The organism is Rathayibacter sp. AY2B5 (assembly GCF_002931645.1).
Taxonomy (GTDB): Bacteria; Actinomycetota; Actinomycetes; order Actinomycetales; family Microbacteriaceae; genus Rathayibacter.
Map to the genome: position 1 here is coordinate 199494 of NZ_PSUE01000003.1, position 17715 is coordinate 217208.

Below are 17715 nucleotides of genomic sequence, written 5' to 3' on the forward strand. Positions count from 1 at the left end.
GCCCGGCCCGTCGCTCGCGTCCGGGTCGGGCCGGATCGGGGAGCCCGCGCTCCGGGAGGCCGCCGTCGCCGGTCGGCCGCCCACCGCTCCGGCCCCTCCAGCGCGGGTCCGCGCGGCTCCGCCCCGTCAGCTCCGCTCCGGGAAGGCCCCCTCCTCGCGGATGCGCTCGTTGAGCGCCGCCAGGAACACGCCCTCGTCGAGGTCGAGCGGTACCTCGCGTCCCGTCCAGCTCGAGTAGTGGATGGCGTTGGCGAGCCGGACCCCGAGGATCCCCTCCGCCCCGGGTGCGAGCAGCGGCGTGCCGTGCAGGATGCTGTCCGCGAAGTCCTGCAGGACGGCCGTGTGCTGCTCGCCCCAGACCGACGCCGACTCGATCCGCTCCGTCGTGGAGAGGCCCGCGGTGTCGTAGCGACCGCTGAGCAGGAGGCCCACGTCCTCGGCGCTGAGGGCGGCGCTGACCTCGCGCTCGGGGGCGTTCAGCCGGGTGATCGTCGCGACCCGGGAGTCGTCGACGACGATCCGGCCGCGGTCGCCGATGATCTCGAGGCGGTCGGTGCCGATCGGGTCGTGCGTCGTGGTGACCAGCACGCCGGTCGTGCCCCCGCCGAAGTCGGCGAGCACCGTCACCTCGTCCTCCACCGCGATGTCGCGGCACCGCCCGTAGCCGGCCTTGGCGACCACCGACTCCGGCACTCCGCACAGCCACTGCCACAGGTCGAGCTGGTGGGGCGCCTGGTTGACCAGGACGCCTCCGCCCTCGCCTCCCCAGGTCGCGCGCCACGCGCTCTGGTCGAAGTAGGCCTGCGGCCGCCACCAGGTCGTGATGATCCAGTTCGAGCGCAGGATCCGGCCGATCCCGCCCTCGTCGACGACCTCCTTGAGCCGGCGGTAGAGCGGGTTCGCCCGCTGGTTGAACATGATCGCGAAGCGCTGACCGGGACGGGCGGCGGCGGCCTCGTTCAGCTCCGCGACCTGCGCGGCGTAGACGCCCGCCGGCTTGTCGACCAGCACGTGCAGCCCGTGCTCGAGAGCGTCGATGCCGATCCCGGGGTGGAGGTAGTGCGGAGTGCAGACGACGACGGCGTCGACCTCCCCGCTCGCGAGGAGGGAGCGGTGGTCGGCGTGGAAGGACGCTCCGGGTGCGAGCGCGGCGGCCGCCGCCTCCCGGGCGGGGTCGACGTCGGCGACGGCGGTGACGACGAGGTCGCGCACTCTGCCGTCGGCGAGGAAGCGGGCGTAGGAGGAGCCCTGGGCGCCGAATCCGATGATGCCGAGGCGGACGGTGGTCATGGAAGGAGTCCTTCGTTCGGGGTGGAGTGGGGGATCCGCGCGGGCGCGCTCGGGGCGTAGGCGGCCTGGACGATCGCGAGCGACCTCGCCGCCTCGCGGGGCGAGATCCAGAAGGGCTCGTCCTCGCCGAGGCGGGCGTAGAAGTCGTGCACGAGCAGCTCGTGCGAGGCGCCCCAGTACGAGCGCCCGCCGGATCGGCGCTCCGTGTCCGGGACGACCTCGACGGATCCGTCGTCGCGCCGCACGGTGAGGGCACCGCGCAGCGAGACGATGGCGCGCTCGGTGCGCAGGCGGAGCTCGACCGGCTCGTCCCACGCGTTCGCCACGGTCGCGTAGAGGACGCTGCGCGCGCCGGAGGCGTGGGTGAGCACCAGGTCGGCGGTGTCCTCGACCTCGATCGGCAGCAGGCGCGTGGAGGCGGAGCCGCTCACCGCGACCACCTCGCCGAGGAGCCACTGCAGGAGGTCGACGGTGTGGATCGCCTGGTTCATCAGCATCCCGCCGCCGCCCTCGGCCCGCATCCCGCGCCAGGGGCGGTCGAGGTAGTAGCCGGGAGCGCGGTGCCAGAGCACGGTCGCGGCCGCACCTGTCACGGCACCCAGGGAGCCGGACGCCAGCAGCTCGCGGAGGCGCTGCACGGGCGGGTTGTAGCGGTTCTGGAAGCAGACGCCGATGCGCGCCCCGCCCCGCTCGGCCGCGGCGATCACCTGCTCGCCCTCGGCGACGGAGGAGGCGAGCGGCTTCTCGAGGAGCACCGCGACGCCGCGGTCCAGGGCCGCGACCGCCAGCGCGGCGTGCGTGCTGTGCGGAGTGCAGACGTGCACGACGTCGGGGCGGACGGAGTCGAGCATCCGGACCGCCTCGGGGAAGCCCGGCACCGCGTGCCTCTCGGCGGCCGCGGCGAGCCGGCCCGGGTCGGTGTCGCAGACCGCCACCAGCTCCGCGCCGGGTGCGGTGCCGATCGCCGCGAGGTGGACGGAGGAGATGTCGCCGCAGCCGATCACCGCCGCGCGGACGGTCATCGCAGGTCGATCCCGAGCGAGGAGGCGAGCCCCCGGAAGGCCCGAGCGGCCACTCCGAACGACTCGGGGCCGGAGAATCCGCCGAGGGCGTCCGTGATCGCGAGGTGCGGCTCCAGCGAGGCGACGCCCGTCCAGCCGTCGTCGCGCAGGGCGGTGAGCGTCTCGCGCAGCTGGCCGTCGCCCTCGCCGGCGGGCACCACGGTGCCGGTCGCGGCCACCGCGTCCTTCACCTGCAGGTAGTCGACGTAGGGCCGCAGCGCCGTCCAGCCGTCGTCGAAGGGCCGTACCCCGCACTGCACGAAGTTCGCGTTGTCCCAGGCGAGGCGCAGGGCGGGCGAGCCGACGGACTCGACCAGGTCGAGGATCCGCTCGGGGACGTCGCCGTAGATGTCCTTCTCGTTCTCGTGCAGCAGCATCACGCCCTCGCGCTCGGCGCGATCGGCGAGCATGCGCATGCGCAGCAGGACGTCGTCGCGGATGCTCTCGACCGGCACTCCCTCGCCCCGGTAGAACGAGAAGACGCGGATGCTCGGTGTGCCGAGGGCGTGCGCGGCGCGGATGACGCGGTCGAGGCGCGCCACCTCGAGCTCGGGGTCGAGGGCGACGTCGACCTTGCCGATGGGCGAGGCGACGGCCGAGACGGACTGGCCGCCGCGCTCGAGCACGGCGGCCAGGCGGGCGAGGCGCTCGTCGTCGAGGTCGACGACGTTCCGGCCCCAGGCGCTGCGCACCTCGATGCTGTGCGCGCCGAGCGCTCGGAGGACGGCGACCTGGACGACCGGGTCGGGGTCGATCTCGTCGCCGAAGCCGGAGAGGGTCCAGGGTGCGGGGTTCGCGGGTGCGGTGGTCACGGTGCGTGCCTCGTTCTCGTCGTCGGGAACCGGCGGGCAGGAGCGCCGCCGTGCCACGACCATACGCGTATTGGCAACCGATTGACAAGATCGGAGGCGCGCCTCTACCGTCGGGGGCGTTCCGGGCCGCGGAGACGCCGGCCCCCACCGCGACCGGGAGGACTGCCGTGACCAGGATCGGCGTGCAGGCGATGATGCTGAAGGACGCGTTCGCCTCGGCGGGCGCCTTCGCGACGCTCCGGGAGGTCCGAGCGATCGGCTACCGGTCGGTGGAGATCTCGCAGATCCCGCTGACGGCGGCCACCGTGGCCGAGCTGCAGCGGGCGCGGGACGAGCTCGGCGTCGAGATCGCGGCGATCTCGGCGGGCCTGGCACCGGGGGACTCCCCGGGCGCCGCGCTCGAGGGCGGGCTCGCCGGGATCGTCTCCGACGCCCGCGCGCTCGGCACGCGCACGGTCCGGATCGGCATGCTGCCCGCCTCCGCGGCGGCCTCGCCGGCCGCTCTGCTCGACTTCGCCGACCGCTGCCAGGCCGCCGCGGCGAGGCTCCGCGACGACGGGCTGCGGCTGCTGCTCCACAACCACCACCACGAGTTCGCGCGGCACGGCGGCCGCCTCCTGCTCGACGTCGTCGCCGAGCGGGCTCCGCTGCTGGGGCTCGAGCTCGACGTGCACTGGGTGCAGCGGGGCGGGCTCGATCCCGTGACGACGCTGCGCCGGTACGGGGAGCGCGTCGCCCTGGTGCACCTGAAGGACTACCGGGTCGGGCCGCCCGCCGACATGTCCGGCGGGTGGTCCGTGCACGCCTTCACCTCGAACGTGCAGTTCGCCGAGGTGGGGGAGGGAAACCTCGACTTCCCGGGGATCATCGGGACGAGCCTCGCGCTCGGCGTCGACCACCTCCTCGTCGAGCAGGACGAGCGCTACGGGCGGAGCGCGCTCGACTGCCTGCGGACCTCGCACGCGAACCTCGTCGCGATGGGCTTCTCGGACCTGTTCTGAGGAGCGGCCGAGGCTCCTCCCCAGGGATCGGAGCGGCCCGTTCTCCACCGCTCAGGGGCCCGGGTCCCCGCCGCGTCGGGCGCGACGGCATGCTCGACCCGTCGACGGAGGAGGTGGTGGCGGTGGTCGTTCCGGACAGTGTGCTCGGCGTGACGGCGCTCGTCGCGCTGGTGCTGTCCGGGGTGCTCCACGCCTCCGTGCGGGTCTGGGCGGCGGGGTCCCGCTGGACGACCGCACGGTCTCCGCGCGCCTGTTCAGGGCGGTCCTGGTGATCATCGCGCTCGACACGGCGTACCTCGTCGTGGCCGGCGAGGAGCTCTTCGCATCCGGGCGCAGCCCCGGAGAAGAAGCAGCCGGATCCGCCGGGGTCCGCCTCCGCTCCGCGGAGCGGAGGACAATGGAGGGACCCCCAGCGAAGGAGACCACCGTGGATCAGCCGCGCATGAACGTCGAGTCGTTCAACCTCGACCACCGCACCGTCGCAGCGCCGTACGTGCGCCTCGCCGACGCGAAGACGCTGCCCGGAGGCGACCACCTCGTCAAGTACGACGTGCGCTTCACCCAGCCCAACCGCGGGCACCTCGAAATGCCCACCGTGCACTCGCTCGAGCACCTGTTCGCCGAGAAGTCCCGCAACCACTCCGACCGCGTGATCGACTTCTCGCCGATGGGCTGCCAGACCGGCTTCTACCTGCTCCTCTCGGGCGAGCCCGAGCTCTCCGAGGTGCTCGGCCTGGTCGAGGCGACGCTCCAGGACATCACCGAGGCCGACGAGGTCCCGGCCGCCAACGAGACCCAGTGCGGCTGGGGCGCCAACCACTCCCTCGAGGGGGCGCAGGAGGCGGCGCGCACGTTCCTCGCGCACCGCTCGGAGTGGGAGACGGTCACCGCGTGAGCACGGCGATCGTCCTGGTCGCGATGGACGAGGAGGCCGCGCCGTTCCTCGCCGCCGCGTCCAGCGCCTCCGAGCCGCGCGCCGTCGGCAACGCGCTGCAGTGGGAGCTCGAGCTCGACTCCCGCGCGGTGCTGCTCGTCCGCACCGGCATCGGCCTCGTCAACGCGGCCGGCGGTCTCACCGCAGCGATCCTGCAGGAGGGCGGCTCCCGGCCGCTCGTGGTGAGCGCGGGGACCGCCGGCGGCCTGGGCGCCGACGTCCGCGTGGGCGAGGTCGTGATCGGCGCCGAGTACGTGCAGACCGACGCCGATGCGCGGGCGTTCGGCTACGCGCTCGGGCAGGTCCCGGGGATGCCCGCCCGCTACTCCGGGGACGACGCGGCGCTCGCCGCGGAGCTCGAGCTGCTGGAGGGGCCGCCGGTGCGCCGCGGCCTGATCGTCTCGAGCGACGTCTTCGTCTCGAGCGCCCACGTGGACCGCGTGCGGAACGACTTCCCCGGCGCGCTCGCCACCGACATGGAATCCGTCGCCCTCGCGCAGACGGCGCACGTGCACGGGCTGCCGTTCGTCTCGGTCCGCGGGATCTCGGACCTCTGCGCCCCCGGCGAGTTCGAGGCGCACGTCGACGACGCGGCCGATCGCTCCGTCGCCGTGGTGCGGGCGCTGCTGCGCGGGCTCGGCGACCGGGACTGATGGACGGGCGGCCCTCCGCGACAGCGCGGAAGGGCCGCCCGGCGGTCAGTCGTTGCCGACGTGCTGGTCGCCGGCCTCCTGGGCCTTGTCGACCTGGCCGGCGAACTTCCCGCCGGTCGCGGAGTCGGCGGCGTCGCCCGCCTTGTCGAGTCCCTTGTCGGTCAGCTCCTCGCCCTTGTCGCTGTTCACGGCGTTCTTCGCCTTGTCCGCGAGTCCTCCGAGATCCACCATGGGGTCGTTCCTTCCGTCGATGAGCGCCCGTCGAGCAACGGGCCGCCGCCAGTCTCCGCCGCTCGGCGAGGATCTGCGCGGGGTTGCGTCTCACGGCCGCGCCGAGGACGATGCGCCTCCGGCCCGGCCCGTCAGCCCGCTGCGCCGAGCCCCGTCACCGCACCGGCGATCGCCGTCGTCTCCTCGCCGTCCGGCCAGCGCAGCCGCACGCCCGGCTCCGTGACGACGCTCCCCACCGCGGCCGTCGCGGTCCAGGGTGTGCCCATCCTCGACTCCCCCCGCCGGTCGGCGGTGATCATCGCGAAGCCGGGGAAGCAGCCGAGCCAGTCGGCGGTGCCGGCCGCCTCGGGGACGGGGACCGCCGCGAGGTCGATCACCGCTCCTCCTCCGCTGGCCTCGGCGAGCATGCCGACCGTCCCCACCAGCCCGGCCATGCTCACGTCCTTCGCCGCCCTCGGCCGCGCGAGTCCGACGGAGGCGGCCATCGCCCGGAGCTCCTCCGCGCGCCGGGACGACGTCGAGTCCCACTGGGCGCCCGCGAAGCCGGGCCGCCAGCCGCCGCCGAGGTCGGCCGTCAGCGAGAGCTCGTCGCCCGGAGCGGCCGCGCCCGGCACCGGCGCCGCGGTACGGCCGAGACCGGTGACGCTCAGGGCCGCCGGCACTCCGAGCTGGGTGTGCCCGCCGAGCACGGGGACGCCCCAGGCGGCGGAGGCGGCCCGCAGACCGCTCACGATGCGCGCGGCGGCGGCCGCGTCGCGAGCGCCGATCGCGTCCATCAGCCCGATGCCGGTCGCGCCCATCGCGGTGAGGTCGTTGACGTTGACCAGCACCGAGCACCACCCCGCCCACTCCGGGTGGCGCTCCACCATGGACGGGACGATCGCGTCGCAGACGGCGATCAGGTCGCTGCCCGGGACCGGTGCTCCGTCGTCGCCGACGAAGCCGGCCCCACCGAGGCCCCCCTCGGCCGCCAGCGGAGCCAGAAGGGCGCCGAGGGCCGCCTTGGCCGCGGTGGCCGCCCGGTCGAGCCGGTCGACCGGCCAGCGCATCCGGGCGTGCTCGACTCGGGCGACGGTGCTCGTGCCGATCCTCCGCCAGCCGAGCCGCCGGAACAGCACCTCGTTGCGCAGCTGCACCGAGGCCTCGAAGCGGAGCACCCCGCGCGCCTCCGCCTCCGCGCAGGCCGCGCGCACGAGGGCGGCACCGATCCCGGAGCCGCCCCGCGCCTCGCGCGCCACCACCAGGCGGCTGCCGGTCCACCAGCCCAGATCGCGTCCGCCGCCGACAGGCGCGATCCGGACCCCGCCGAGCACCGCGCCGTCCGGAGCCACCGCGACGAGCACCACCGAGCGCGGATCGTCGTCGGCGTCGTCGTGGTCGTCGCCCGCGAACAGCCCCTGCTCGGCGACGAAGACCTCGCGCCGCAGGGCCCGGTGCGCGGCGAGCTCGCGCTCCTCCGCCCGCACCACCGTGAACGCAGGCGCGACCCGAACACCCTCGAGGATCGAGAGCTCCACCATCAGGCGCCGGCCGTCTTCAGGACGCCGCAGGCCCCGCACGCCGCGCAGCCCGCACTCTGCCCGCTGCTCAGCATCCCGGCCTCGATCAGGAGCGCGGCGACCTCGGCGCTGACCCGCTCCAGCAGTGACCCGGCCGGCGGGAGCACGTGGTCGACCTCGGTCGCCAGGGTCCCGCGCAGCGGACGGAAGGGCACCACGAAGGGGTAGACCCCCATCCCGATCAGCTCGCGGGCGCTCGTGACCAGCTCGTCCGGGTCCTCGCCGAGGCCCACCAGGAGGTAGGTCGAGACCTGGTTGCGGCCGAAGATCCGCACTGCCTCGCGCCACGCCCAGCGGTACTCGTCCAGGCTGACCCGCGCCTTGCCCGGGGTCCAGCGCTGCCGCACCGCGTCGTCCATCGACTCCACGTGGATGCCGATCGAGACGGCGCCCGCGTCCTTCAGCGCCTGCAGCGCCGAGACGTCGGAGGGCGGCTCGCACTGCACCTGGATCGGCAGCCCGGGGACCGCCGCGAGCACCGCGCGGACGCAGCGCGCGAGGTGGGCCGCTCCGCGGTCGCGGCCCTTGGAGGTGCCGGTGGTCATCACCATCTGGCGCACGCCGTCGAGGCGGACCGCCGCCTCCGCGACCTCGGCGAGCTGGGCCGGGGTCTTGACCGCGATGGTCGCACCGGCTTCGAGCGAGGCCTCGATCGCGCAGAAGCGGCAGCGCTCCGCCTCGTCATAGCGCATGCAGGTCTGGACGACGGTGGTCGCGAGGATGTCACGGCCGTGCAGCCGGGCGATCTTCTCGTAGGAGACGCCGTCGGCGGTGTCGAGATCGTAGAAGCGCGGGCGGCGGACGGGAGTCACGTCCAGGCCGATGTCGGCGCCCTCGAGCAGGAGGCGGTTCCCGCTCACCACGTAGGGGCTGTCGGGGTTCACCGGGATCGCGGCGCCCAGGCCGCCGAGCATCACGTGCCCGTCGTCGCTCGGGCCGGCGCCGGCCTCGCGGTGCACCGGTGCCTCGACGCGGATGCCCTGCAGGGCGATGTCGACGCGAGTGCGGAGGGCGGAGGGGCCGGTGCGGCGAATCCCGGTCGAGTGCGCCCCGCCCGGGGAGTGCGCCCCGCCGACCGGGTGCGGGCCGGCGGCCGGGTGCGCCGCACCGGTTGCCGGCGGCGAGGACGCGGGGGAGGGACTGCGGAGATCGGTCACGAGGACTCCTTCGTGGCACCGCGGAGCGGGCCGGACGGGCCGCGCACAGCGGCGGCCGGGATGTCGGTGCGGTCGTCTCACCCCCCAGTCAAGGCGCCTCGTGTTTCGCCCTCGTGACGGGAGGAACGCGGTCTCGTTACGGATCCGCCGTCACGGGAGCTTCTTCCGGTGGAAACCACTCCGAAACATCCCGGCCGTTGACTGGACGCGTTCCACTCCGCACCACTGCTCCACCCCGGCGGACGTCGTCCCGCGTCGTCTCAGCGCATCCCGCCGGAGCCATGCACTCGCACGCCGCTTCGGCGGACCGACACCAGGAGGAACCATGTCCGTCTCCCAGGAGATCGAAGACCAGGTCAGCGCCAACATCGAGATGTCGCGCTCCGAGATCGCCCACCCGGCGCTCCCGAAGGGCAGCAACCTCTACGGCTCCACCAAGGTCTTCCCCGACTACCAGGCCGAGCCCGGGGAGTCGTACCTGACCCTCGTGCACGGCATCGCCCACGAGTCCTCGGTCAGCTTCGTCGCAGTGCTCCAGGCCACCCGCGCGGCGCGGAAGGGCTACGAGTCCGCGCTCTACTTCTACGGGCCCGGCACCATCAACGCGATGGCCACCCGCGGCTTCCCGACGGTCGGCGACTCCGGATTCCCCGGCGAGCAGAACCTCAACAACGCCATCGAGACCTTCATCCAGGAGGGGAACCGCGTCTTCGTCTGCCGGTTCGGCATGGCGCTCCACGGCCTCCGCGAGGAGGACCTGATCGAGGGCTGCATCCCCTGCCACCCGCTCGACGTGCAGGACGCGCTCATCCACTACGCCCGCAAGGGCGCGATCATCAACTCCACCTACAACCTGTAGGCGATCGCGATGACCCTCGTCGGATCGGTCGCGGCGAACTTCACCCGCGACCTGGATCAGAACTACGCGCTCATCGCCTCCCTGGCCGAGGAGGCCCGCGAGAGGGGAGTGCGCTTCCTGGTGCTCCCCGAGGCCGCGATCGGCGGCTACCTCTCCTCGCTCGGCAACCACGGCGACACGGTCGCCACCACCCGCCGCTCCCTCCCGCCGGCGGTGCGCCTGGACGGGCCGGAGCTGCGGCGGGTGCAGGAGATCGTCGGCGACCTGGTGGTGGCGATCGGCTTCTGCGAGCTCGACGACGACGGCGAGACCCGCTACAACGCGGCCGCGCTCCTGGACGGCGGGCAGGTCTACGGCAGCTACCGGAAGGTGCACCAGCCGCTGGGCGAGCACCTCTCGTACTCGCCGGGCCCGGGCTACGGCACCTTCGAGACGCCGGTCGGCCGGGTGGGCCTGCAGATCTGCTACGACAAGGCGTTCCCCGAGGCGGCGCGGTCGATGGCGCTGGACGGCGCCGAGATCATCGCCTCGCTCTCGGCGTGGCCGGCCGCTCGGACGGCGACGGCCGAGAACCTGCAGGAGGACCGCTGGACGTACCGGTTCAATCAGTTCGACATCGCCCGCGCCCTCGACAATCAGGTGTTCTGGCTCGCCTCGAACCAGTCGGGGACCTTCGGCTCGCTCCGCTACGTCGGGAACGCGAAGGTCGTCGATCCCGGCGGCAACGTGCTCGCGACGACGCTGCTCGGAGCAGGCATGGCCGTCGCCGACATCGACGTGCGCGGCGCCTTCGAGGCGATGCGCGGCGGGATGTTCCACCTGCGCGACCGGCGGCCCGACGCCTACGACATCGACCGGGTCTGGAACGGAGGACTCGTCCATGCCTGAGATGACCTTCCACGTCCGCTGGCCGGACGGCTCGGAGGAGCGCTGCTACTCGCCGAGCCTGGTCGTGCACGAGTTCCTCGGGACCGGGACCGCCTACTCGCTCGAGGACTTCGTCGCCCGTTCGAGTGAGGCGCTGCGCATCGCGTCGGACCGGGTGCGGGAGCGGTTCGGGTTCGCCTGCACCTCCGCGATGCAGCAGGAGTCCGACATCCTCCGCACGGCGCAGCGCTTCGAGGGCGGCACGGTCAGGGTGCTCGCGATGGAGCCGCCCGCTCCGGCCGGGCAGCGGGTGCGGCCGTGAGCGCCGCTATCGAGCCCGGGCGCCACGTCGAGGTCGCGGTGGTCGGAGGCGGGCAGGCCGGGCTCTCGATCAGCCGGCACCTGGTCGACGACGGCATCGAGCACGTCGTGCTCGAGCGCGCGAACATCGGCCACGACTGGATCGACCGCCGCTGGGACGCCTTCACCCTCGTCACGCCGAACTGGCAGTGCCGCCTCCCCGGGTACCCCTACGACGGGCCGGACCCGGACGGATTCATGACGCGCGACGAGGTGCACGCGTGGGTGCGCCGCTACGCGCAGAGCTTCGACGCCCCCGTGGTCGAGGGCGTGGAGGTGAGCCGGCTCCGCGAGCGCGCCGGGGGAGGTTTCGAGCTGATCACGAGCGCGGGCGCGATCACGGCCGACCAGGTCGTCGTGGCGACCGGCGGCTACCACCGCCCGGTCCTCCCCGCCGTCGCCGCGCGGCTGCCGTCGGACGTGCTGCAGCTCCACTCCGCCGACTACCGCTCGCCGGAGGCGCTCCCGCCCGGCGGCGTGCTCGTCGTCGGCTCCGGGCAGTCGGGCGCGCAGATCGCCGAGGACCTCTTCCTCGCCGGGCGCGAGGTCCACCTCGCCCTCGGCAGCGCGCCGCGGGTGGCGCGCTTCTACCGGGGCCGCGACTGCGTCGCCTGGCTCCAGGACATGGGCGTGTACGACGTGCCCGTCCACGCGCAGGTCGGCGGGCTCACCAAGCGGGAGTCGACCAACCACTACGTGACGGGGCGCGGGGGCGGGCGGGACATCGACCTGCGCGCCTTCGCCCGCGACGGGATGCACCTCTACGGCCGACTGGCCGGGGTGGAGGGGTCCCGGCTGCGCTTCGCCCCCACGGCGGAGGCGTCGCTCGACTACGCGGACTCGGTCGCGGAGTCGATCAAGGACGACATCGACCGCTACATCGCGGCGCACGGCATCGACGCTCCCGAGGAGGACCGCTGCCGTCCGGTCTGGCGGCCGGAGTCCGAGGCGACCGGGCTCGACCTCGCGCGCATCGGCAGCGTCGTCTGGGCGGTCGGGTTCCGCTCCGACTATCGCTGGGTCGAGATCGGCGTGTTCGACGGCGCCGGCCATCCCACCCACCAGCGCGGAGTGACGAGCGTGCCGGGCCTGTCGTTCCTCGGGCTGCCGTGGCTGCACACCTGGGGGTCCGGCCGCTTCGAGGCGATCGCCCGCGATGCGGGGCACCTGGCGGAGGAGGTCCGGCGAGTGCGCGAGGCGGGGCGCTTCGCTCGGGAGCGCGAGCCGGATCTCGCCGGATAGCCTCCTCGCATGACGGAGACGGTGATGGGTGCGGTCGCAGCGCACTTCGGTCGCGACATCGACCGCACCCTCGCCAAGCTCGCCGGCATCATCGCTCACGCCCGCGAGCGCTCGGTCGACCTGCTCGTGCTCCCGGACGCGACCCTCGGCGGCTACCTGCTCGACCTCCAGCACCCCGGGCCGGACCTGCCGCCGAGCCTCGAGCTCGATGGGCCGGAGGTCGCCCGCGTGGCCGAGCTGGCGGGCGATCTCACCGTGTGCTTCGGGATCGCGGAGCGCGCGCTCGAGGGCGGTCGCGAGGTCCGCTACGACACCGCGGTCTGCGTGCACGGCGGGCGCGTGATCGGCACGCACCGCAAGGTCCACCTGCCGCTGGGCGAGTCCGAGGCGTACCTGCCGGGTCGCGGCTTCGCCGCCTTCGACTCGCCGATCGGGAGGATGGGGATGCTGATCGACTTCGACAAGACCTTCCCGGAGTCCTCGCGCTCGCTGGCCCTCGACGGCGCGGAGGTGCTGGCCTGCCTCAGCGCGTGGCCCGCGAGCGTGACCGACCGCTCCGATCGGATCCGCAACGACCGCCAGGCCCACCTGTTCGATCTCTACGACTGCGCCCGCGCCGCCGAGAACCAGGTCTACCTCGTCTCCTCGAACCAGACCGGCGTGCTCGGCGGCCTGCGGTTCCTCGGGCAGGCGAAGGTCGTGGATCCGGCGGGAGAGATCATCGCGAAGACCTGGGCGAAGGGCGGGCTCGCGCTCGCCTCCGCTGACGTCGCCGGCTCCGTCGCCCGCGCCCGCCGCACGATGCACCACCTCCGCGACCGCGCGGAGCACGCCTACCGGAGCTGAGATGCGGATCTGCCTGCTGACCTACTCCACCCGGCCGCGCGGCGGGGTGGTGCACACCCTCGCCCTCGCCGAGGCGCTCGCGCGCGCCGGACACGACGTCACGGTGCGCACGCTCGCCCGGGGCGGCGACGACTCCTTCTTCCGCCCCGTCGATCCGTGCGTGACCGTGCGGGTGGTGCCCTTTCCGCACCGCGAGGGCGAGCCGGTCGGCGCCCGCATCGTCCGGTCCATCGCCGCGATGGCCGAGGCCCTGCGGGGCGAGGACGCCCCGGTCGTCCACGCGCAGGACTGCATCTCGGCCAACGCGGCGCTCGCCGCCGGACTCGCGCCGATCCGCACGATCCACCACCTGGACGACTTCACCACCCCGGAGCTGCGCGCCTGCCACGACCGCGCCGTCCGGCTCCCCCTGACCCGGCTGTGCGTGTCCGCTGCGGTCGCCGAGGAGGTGCGCGCCGGCTGGGGGCTGCTGCCCGACGTGATCCCGAACGGTGTCGACGCGGCGCGGTTCGCGGCCGCCGTCGACGATCCGCTGACCGGGGGGTGGCGGGCCGAGCTCGGCCCGTACCTCCTCGCCCTCGGCGGCATCGAGCCGCGGAAGGGCAGCATCGAGCTGCTCGAGGCGTGGGCTCTGCTGCGCGAGCGCGGCCACGACGTCGCGCTGGTGTTCGGCGGCGGCGAGACCCTGTTCGACTACCGCGAGTACCGGGCCGCCTTCGACCGGAGGGCGGCCGAGCTCGGGATCGCTCCGGTGATCCTCGGCACCGTTCCGGAGGAGAGGCTCGCTCCGCTCGTCGCCGGCGCCTCCGCGCTGGGCTTCGTCTCGGTGAAGGAGGGGTTCGGGCTGGCGGCGATGGAGGCGCTCGCCGCGGGGGTGCCGGTCGTGGCGCGGGAGCTGCCGGTGATCCACGAGGTGTTCGGGGACGCGGTCCGCTACGGGCGGGACCCCGCCTCCTTCGCCGACGCGCTGGAGGAGGCCCTGACGCTGCCCTCGCCGGACGGCCGGGCCCTGGCCGCCTCGCACTCCTGGGACGACGTCGCGGCCGCGCATCTGCGGTTCTACGAGCGGGTGCTCGACGGCTCGGTTCAGAGCTCAGGAGGAACTCCTCCGGACGGGCCGGGATCCGCGCGAGCAGGCGTGCCCGGATGACTCCGTCCTGCCGCCTGGACACGATCGGGCGCCGCCGGTGACCCGCCGGTCGATCTCGCGCATCGTCACCGGTCTCGCCGACGCCGATCCCGACCGGATCGTCGCCGTGGCCGACGAGGGCGCGCTGACGGCGGGGGAGCTCGACCGCGAGAGCACCCGCCTCGCCCGCGCCTACCGCGATCTCGGCGTCCGGACCGACGACCTCGTCACCGTCTCGCTCTCGAACTCGCTGGACGCGCTCGTCGTCTGCGCGGCGGTCTGGAAGGCGGGCGCCGTGCCGCAGCCGGTCTCGACCGGGCTGTCGGCGGCGGAGCGCGCCGAGGTGGAGCGGATCGCGCGGCCGGCGCTCGTCATCGGCGCGCCCTCCTCCTCCGCTGTCCCGTGGCGCGCGGGCGACTGGCGGCCCGGGCCGGAGGTGCCGGCCGGCTCGCTCGAGGACCGGTGGGCCTCGTCCTGGAAGGCGCCCACCTCCTCCGGCAGCACGGGGCGGCCGAAGGTGGTGCTGGCCGCGGGCCCGGCGCTGCTGGATCCGGACGCGCCGGTCGCGCCGTTCCTGCCGCGCGAGGGCGTGCAGCTGGTGAGCGGCCCGCTGATGCACTCGGCGACCTTCACCTACGCCTTCCGCGGGCTGATGACCGGGCAGCGCCTGGTGCTGCTGCCGCGGTTCGACGCCGCCCGGGTCCTCGCGGCGATCGAGGAGCACCGCGTCACCTGGACCCTGCTCGTCCCGACCACGATCCGCCGCCTGCTGGTTGCGCCCGAGCGGTCGGGGGCGGACGTGTCCTCGCTCGCGACGGTGCTGCACCTCGGAGCGCCCTGCGCGCCCGCCGACAAGCGGGCGCTGATCGGCTGGCTCGGCCCGGAGCGGGTGGTCGAGGTCTATGCGGGCAGCGAGTCGAACGGACTGACGATGATCACGGGCCGGGAGTGGCTGGAGCACCCGGGCAGTGTCGGACGGCCGATCAGCGGGACGACCCTGCGCATCCTGCGGGAGGACGGCACGGAGGCTCCGACCGGCGAGCTCGGCCGCATCTGGCTGCACCGCGGCGAGGCCCCCGCCTACCGCTACCTCGGCGCGGGCTCGCGGCGGACGGAGGAGGGCTGGGACACCCTCGGCGACGTCGGCCGCGTCGACGGGGACGGGTGGCTCTGGGTGGTCGACCGCGCCGACGATCTGATCCTCCGGGGCGGAGTGAGCGTCTGGCCGGCCGAGGTCGAGCGGGTGCTGGAGGCCCTGCCCGGAGTCCGCGGGGCGGTCGCCTTCGGCGTGCCGGACACGGAGCTGGGGCAGGCGGTGGAGGCGGTCGTCGACGTGGGCGACGCGGGCGTGGACCCGGCCGGTCTGCTCGCTCGGGCGAACGCCGAGCTGGGCGCTGAGCGGCGCCTCCGGGCCCTCCGGATCGTGCACGAGCCCGTTCGGAGCGACGCGGGCAAGGTCCGTCGCTCCGCGCTCGCCCCCGTGGCGCAGACGCTCGGGACCCACCGTTCCGCCGGTACCCCGGATGGGCCAGAGTAGGCCCTGCGCCCCCGCGCACCGACCCCAGGGAGACCCGATGAAGTACATGCTGATCATGCGCGCGACCGATGCGGCGAAGGAGACCTACGCCTCGATCCCGTTCGACGAGATCATCACCCGGATGGGGCAGTACAACGAGGCGATGATCGAGGCGGGCGTGCTGCTCTCGGGCGACGGCCTGGCCGACGACGTCGCCTCCTCCGGCTTCGTGGTCGACTTCTCCTCCGAGCCGCCGACCGTCGTCGACGGCGCCTATGGCCCGACCGAGTCACTCTTCAACGGCTTCTGGATCATCGGGGTCGACTCCAAGGAGCAGGCCCGCGAGTGGGCGCTGCGCTGCCCGCTGGTGCCCGGCAACCGCCTCGAAGTGCGCCGGATCACCGACGAGAGCGACTTCGCGGAGTTCGCCGACAACGAGTACGTGCAGAAGGAGGCCGGCTGGCGCGAGGACGAGGCGGCGCGCGCCTCCGGGGACTGACGCGGCGGCGGGCGTCACGCCTCCGTGACGACGCCCGCCTCGACGTGCCAGTGCCGCGTCAGCTGCACCGTCTCGAGCATCCGCCGGTCGTGGGTGACCAGCAGCAGGGTGCCCTCGTACGCCTCGAGCGCCTCCTCCAGCTGCTCGATGGCGACGAGGTCGAGGTGGTTGGTCGGCTCGTCGAGCACCAGGAGATTCGTGCCGCGGGCCTGGAGGAGCGCCAGGGCGGCCCGGGTCCGCTCGCCCGGCGAGAGCTCGCCGACGCGGCGGCCGACGTGGTCGGCCTTCAGCCCGAACTTCGCCAGCAGCGTGCGGACCTCGGCGGTCGGCCACTCGGGCACCAGCGCCTCGAACGCGTCCGCGAGCGGCACGTCGGCGGCGAGCATCCCGCGGGCCTGATCGATCTCGCCGATCGCCACGCTCGCTCCGAGAGAGGCGCCGCCCTCCTCCGGCTCGGCGCGGCCGAGGAGGAGCGACAGCAGCGTCGACTTGCCGGCGCCGTTGGGCCCGGTGATGCCGATCCGGTCGCCCGCGTCGACCTGGAGCGACACCGGCCCGAGCGTGAAGGCGCCGCGGCGGGCGACCGCGCCGTTCAGCGTCGAGACGACCGAGCTCGAGCGCGGGGCGCTGCCGATCGTGAAGGCGAGCTGCCACTCCTTGCGCGGCTCCTCGACCTCCTCGAGCCGCGCGATCCGGCTCTCCATCTGGCGCACCTTCTGCGCCTGCTTCTCGCTCGACTCCGCCGAGGCCTTGCGACGGATCTTGTCGTTGTCGGGGGCCTTCTTCATCGCGTTGCGCACGCCCTGGCTCGACCACTCCCGCTGGGTGCGGGCGCGGGAGACCAGGTCGGCCTTCTGCTCGGCGAAGTCCTCGTACTTCTCGCGGCGCTGGCGGCGCGCGGTCTCGCGCTCCTCCAGGAACGCGTCGTAGCCGCCTCCGTAGACCCGGTTGGTGCCCTGCGCGAGATCGAGCTCGAGCACGCGGGTCACGCTGCGGGCGAGGAACTCACGGTCGTGGCTCACGAGGACCGCGCCGCCGCGGAGCCCGCGGACGAAGGCCTCCAGGCGCTCCAGGCCGTCGAGGTCGAGGTCGTTGGTCGGCTCGTCGAGCAGCACCACGTCGAAGCGCGAGAGCAGCAGCGCCGCGAGGCCCACCCGCGCCGCCTGCCCGCCGGAGAGGGAGGTCATCGTCGAGGAGGCGGCCGCGGCTCCGAGCGACAGGCCCAGGTCGGCCAGGACGACCGGGGTGCGCTCGTCGAGGTCGGCCGCGCCGCTCGCGAGCCAGCGGTCGAGCGCGAGGGCGTAGCGGTCGGCGATCGAGCCGTCGGGATCGGGGTCGGCCAGGGCGGAGGCGGCGGCGTCGAGCTCGGCGGAGGCCTCGGCGCAGCCGGTGCGGCGCGCGATGTAGCCGGCGACGGTCTCGCCCTCGCGGCGCTCGTGCTCCTGCGGCAGCCAGCCGACGAAGGCGTCGCCCGGCGAGAGAACGACGGAGCCCTCGAGTGGAGCCGTCTCGCCCGCGAGGATGCGCAGGAGCGTCGACTTGCCGGCTCCGTTCGCCCCGACGACGCCCACCACGTCCCCGGGGGCGACCGTCAGGTCGAGTCCGTCGAACAGGGTGCGGTGCGCATAGCCTCCGGAGAGGCCCTTGGCGACGAGGGTGGCGGTCACCGGTCCAGCGTAGGCGCGGGCGACTCGCTAGA

At 74.1% G+C, this 17715-nt stretch carries 18 protein-coding genes; 11 read left to right on the forward strand and 7 right to left on the reverse strand.

Annotated elements, in window-relative coordinates; all coding sequences use genetic code 11:
* Positions 1–126: 126 nt before the first annotated feature.
* The 3 genes from C5C30_RS03660 to C5C30_RS03670 are packed head-to-tail and all read right to left on the reverse strand — an operon-like array spanning position 127 to position 3163.
* Positions 127–1290 carry a Gfo/Idh/MocA family protein gene (locus tag C5C30_RS03660; RefSeq protein ID WP_104261422.1) on the reverse strand — a complete coding sequence of 388 codons (1164 nt, stop codon included), beginning with the start codon at positions 1288–1290 and terminating at the stop codon, positions 127–129.
* Positions 1287–2312 (reverse strand): Gfo/Idh/MocA family protein, encoded by a 1026-nt coding sequence (locus C5C30_RS03665; protein WP_104262590.1) that lies wholly within the window; start codon positions 2310–2312, stop codon positions 1287–1289. The genes C5C30_RS03660 and C5C30_RS03665 overlap by 4 nt, the downstream gene beginning before the upstream one ends.
* Complete coding sequence (locus C5C30_RS03670; RefSeq protein ID WP_258065778.1) at positions 2309–3163, reverse strand: sugar phosphate isomerase/epimerase; 855 nt, start codon at positions 3161–3163, stop codon at positions 2309–2311. Before C5C30_RS03670 ends, C5C30_RS03665 begins: the two co-directional genes overlap by 4 nt.
* A 167-nt stretch (positions 3164–3330) precedes the next feature.
* On the opposite strand from C5C30_RS03670, the gene C5C30_RS03675 reads away from it, so the two are divergent.
* The 3 genes from C5C30_RS03675 (at position 3331) to mtnN (ending at position 5751) form a co-directional block, all read left to right on the forward strand.
* On the forward strand, positions 3331–4164 hold the full coding sequence (locus C5C30_RS03675) for a sugar phosphate isomerase/epimerase (RefSeq protein ID WP_258065779.1): 834 nt from the start codon (positions 3331–3333) through the stop codon (positions 4162–4164).
* A 397-nt stretch (positions 4165–4561) separates the two neighbouring features.
* Positions 4562–5059: an S-ribosylhomocysteine lyase gene (locus C5C30_RS03685; protein ID WP_308470742.1), complete on the forward strand. Its 498-nt coding sequence runs from the start codon at positions 4562–4564 to the stop codon at positions 5057–5059.
* Complete coding sequence (mtnN, locus tag C5C30_RS03690) at positions 5056–5751, forward strand: 5'-methylthioadenosine/S-adenosylhomocysteine nucleosidase (protein WP_258063331.1); 696 nt, start codon at positions 5056–5058, stop codon at positions 5749–5751. Before C5C30_RS03685 ends, mtnN begins: the two co-directional genes overlap by 4 nt.
* 45 nt (positions 5752–5796) lie before the next feature.
* Here the strand turns inward: mtnN and C5C30_RS03695 are convergent, their stop codons facing one another.
* The 3 genes from C5C30_RS03695 to C5C30_RS03705 form a co-directional block, all read right to left on the reverse strand.
* Positions 5797–5982, reverse strand: coding sequence for an antitoxin (locus C5C30_RS03695; protein ID WP_104222638.1), 186 nt, complete (start codon positions 5980–5982; stop codon positions 5797–5799).
* 131 nt (positions 5983–6113) lie between these two features.
* The gene (locus tag C5C30_RS03700) at positions 6114–7502 is read right to left on the reverse strand and encodes an MSMEG_0567/sll0787 family protein (protein ID WP_104250269.1); all 1389 of its coding nucleotides are present in this window, start codon (positions 7500–7502) and stop codon (positions 6114–6116) included.
* Entirely contained in the window at positions 7502–8698 is a 1197-nt protein-coding gene (locus tag C5C30_RS03705; protein ID WP_258059779.1) for an MSMEG_0568 family radical SAM protein, read from the reverse strand. The genes C5C30_RS03700 and C5C30_RS03705 overlap by 1 nt, the downstream gene beginning before the upstream one ends.
* Positions 8699–9023: 325 nt before the next feature.
* On the opposite strand from C5C30_RS03705, the gene C5C30_RS03710 reads away from it, so the two are divergent.
* Genes C5C30_RS03710 through C5C30_RS03745 form a run of 8 tightly spaced genes read left to right on the forward strand, consistent with a single transcriptional unit; the run spans position 9024 to position 16016 of the window.
* Positions 9024–9557 carry an MSMEG_0572/Sll0783 family nitrogen starvation response protein gene (locus C5C30_RS03710; RefSeq protein WP_104222636.1) on the forward strand — a complete coding sequence of 178 codons (534 nt, stop codon included), beginning with the start codon at positions 9024–9026 and terminating at the stop codon, positions 9555–9557.
* Between the two features lie 9 nt (positions 9558–9566).
* On the forward strand, positions 9567–10445 hold the full coding sequence (locus tag C5C30_RS03715) for a carbon-nitrogen hydrolase family protein (RefSeq protein ID WP_104222635.1): 879 nt from the start codon (positions 9567–9569) through the stop codon (positions 10443–10445).
* Entirely contained in the window at positions 10438–10746 is a 309-nt protein-coding gene (locus tag C5C30_RS03720) for an MSMEG_0570 family nitrogen starvation response protein (RefSeq protein WP_104222634.1), read from the forward strand. The genes C5C30_RS03715 and C5C30_RS03720 overlap by 8 nt, the downstream gene beginning before the upstream one ends.
* Positions 10743–12026 carry an MSMEG_0569 family flavin-dependent oxidoreductase gene (locus C5C30_RS03725; protein WP_219827778.1) on the forward strand — a complete coding sequence of 428 codons (1284 nt, stop codon included), beginning with the start codon at positions 10743–10745 and terminating at the stop codon, positions 12024–12026. Before C5C30_RS03720 ends, C5C30_RS03725 begins: the two co-directional genes overlap by 4 nt.
* A 9-nt stretch (positions 12027–12035) precedes the next feature.
* Positions 12036–12872, forward strand: a complete 837-nt coding sequence (locus tag C5C30_RS03730) for a carbon-nitrogen hydrolase family protein (RefSeq protein ID WP_104222633.1) — start codon at positions 12036–12038, stop codon at positions 12870–12872.
* A 1-nt stretch (position 12873) separates the two neighbouring features.
* Complete coding sequence (locus C5C30_RS03735; RefSeq protein WP_104222632.1) at positions 12874–14022, forward strand: MSMEG_0565 family glycosyltransferase; 1149 nt, start codon at positions 12874–12876, stop codon at positions 14020–14022.
* A 37-nt stretch (positions 14023–14059) separates the two neighbouring features.
* The gene (locus tag C5C30_RS03740; RefSeq protein ID WP_104262592.1) at positions 14060–15538 is read left to right on the forward strand and encodes an AMP-binding protein; all 1479 of its coding nucleotides are present in this window, start codon (positions 14060–14062) and stop codon (positions 15536–15538) included.
* A gap of 37 nt (positions 15539–15575) precedes the next feature.
* Positions 15576–16016, forward strand: coding sequence for a YciI family protein (locus C5C30_RS03745; protein ID WP_104333198.1), 441 nt, complete (start codon positions 15576–15578; stop codon positions 16014–16016).
* Positions 16017–16030: 14 nt separating this feature from the next.
* Here the strand turns inward: C5C30_RS03745 and C5C30_RS03750 are convergent, their stop codons facing one another.
* Positions 16031–17683, reverse strand: a complete 1653-nt coding sequence (locus tag C5C30_RS03750) for an ABC-F family ATP-binding cassette domain-containing protein (RefSeq protein WP_104333199.1) — start codon at positions 17681–17683, stop codon at positions 16031–16033.
* Between the last annotated feature and the right edge of the window lie 32 nt (positions 17684–17715).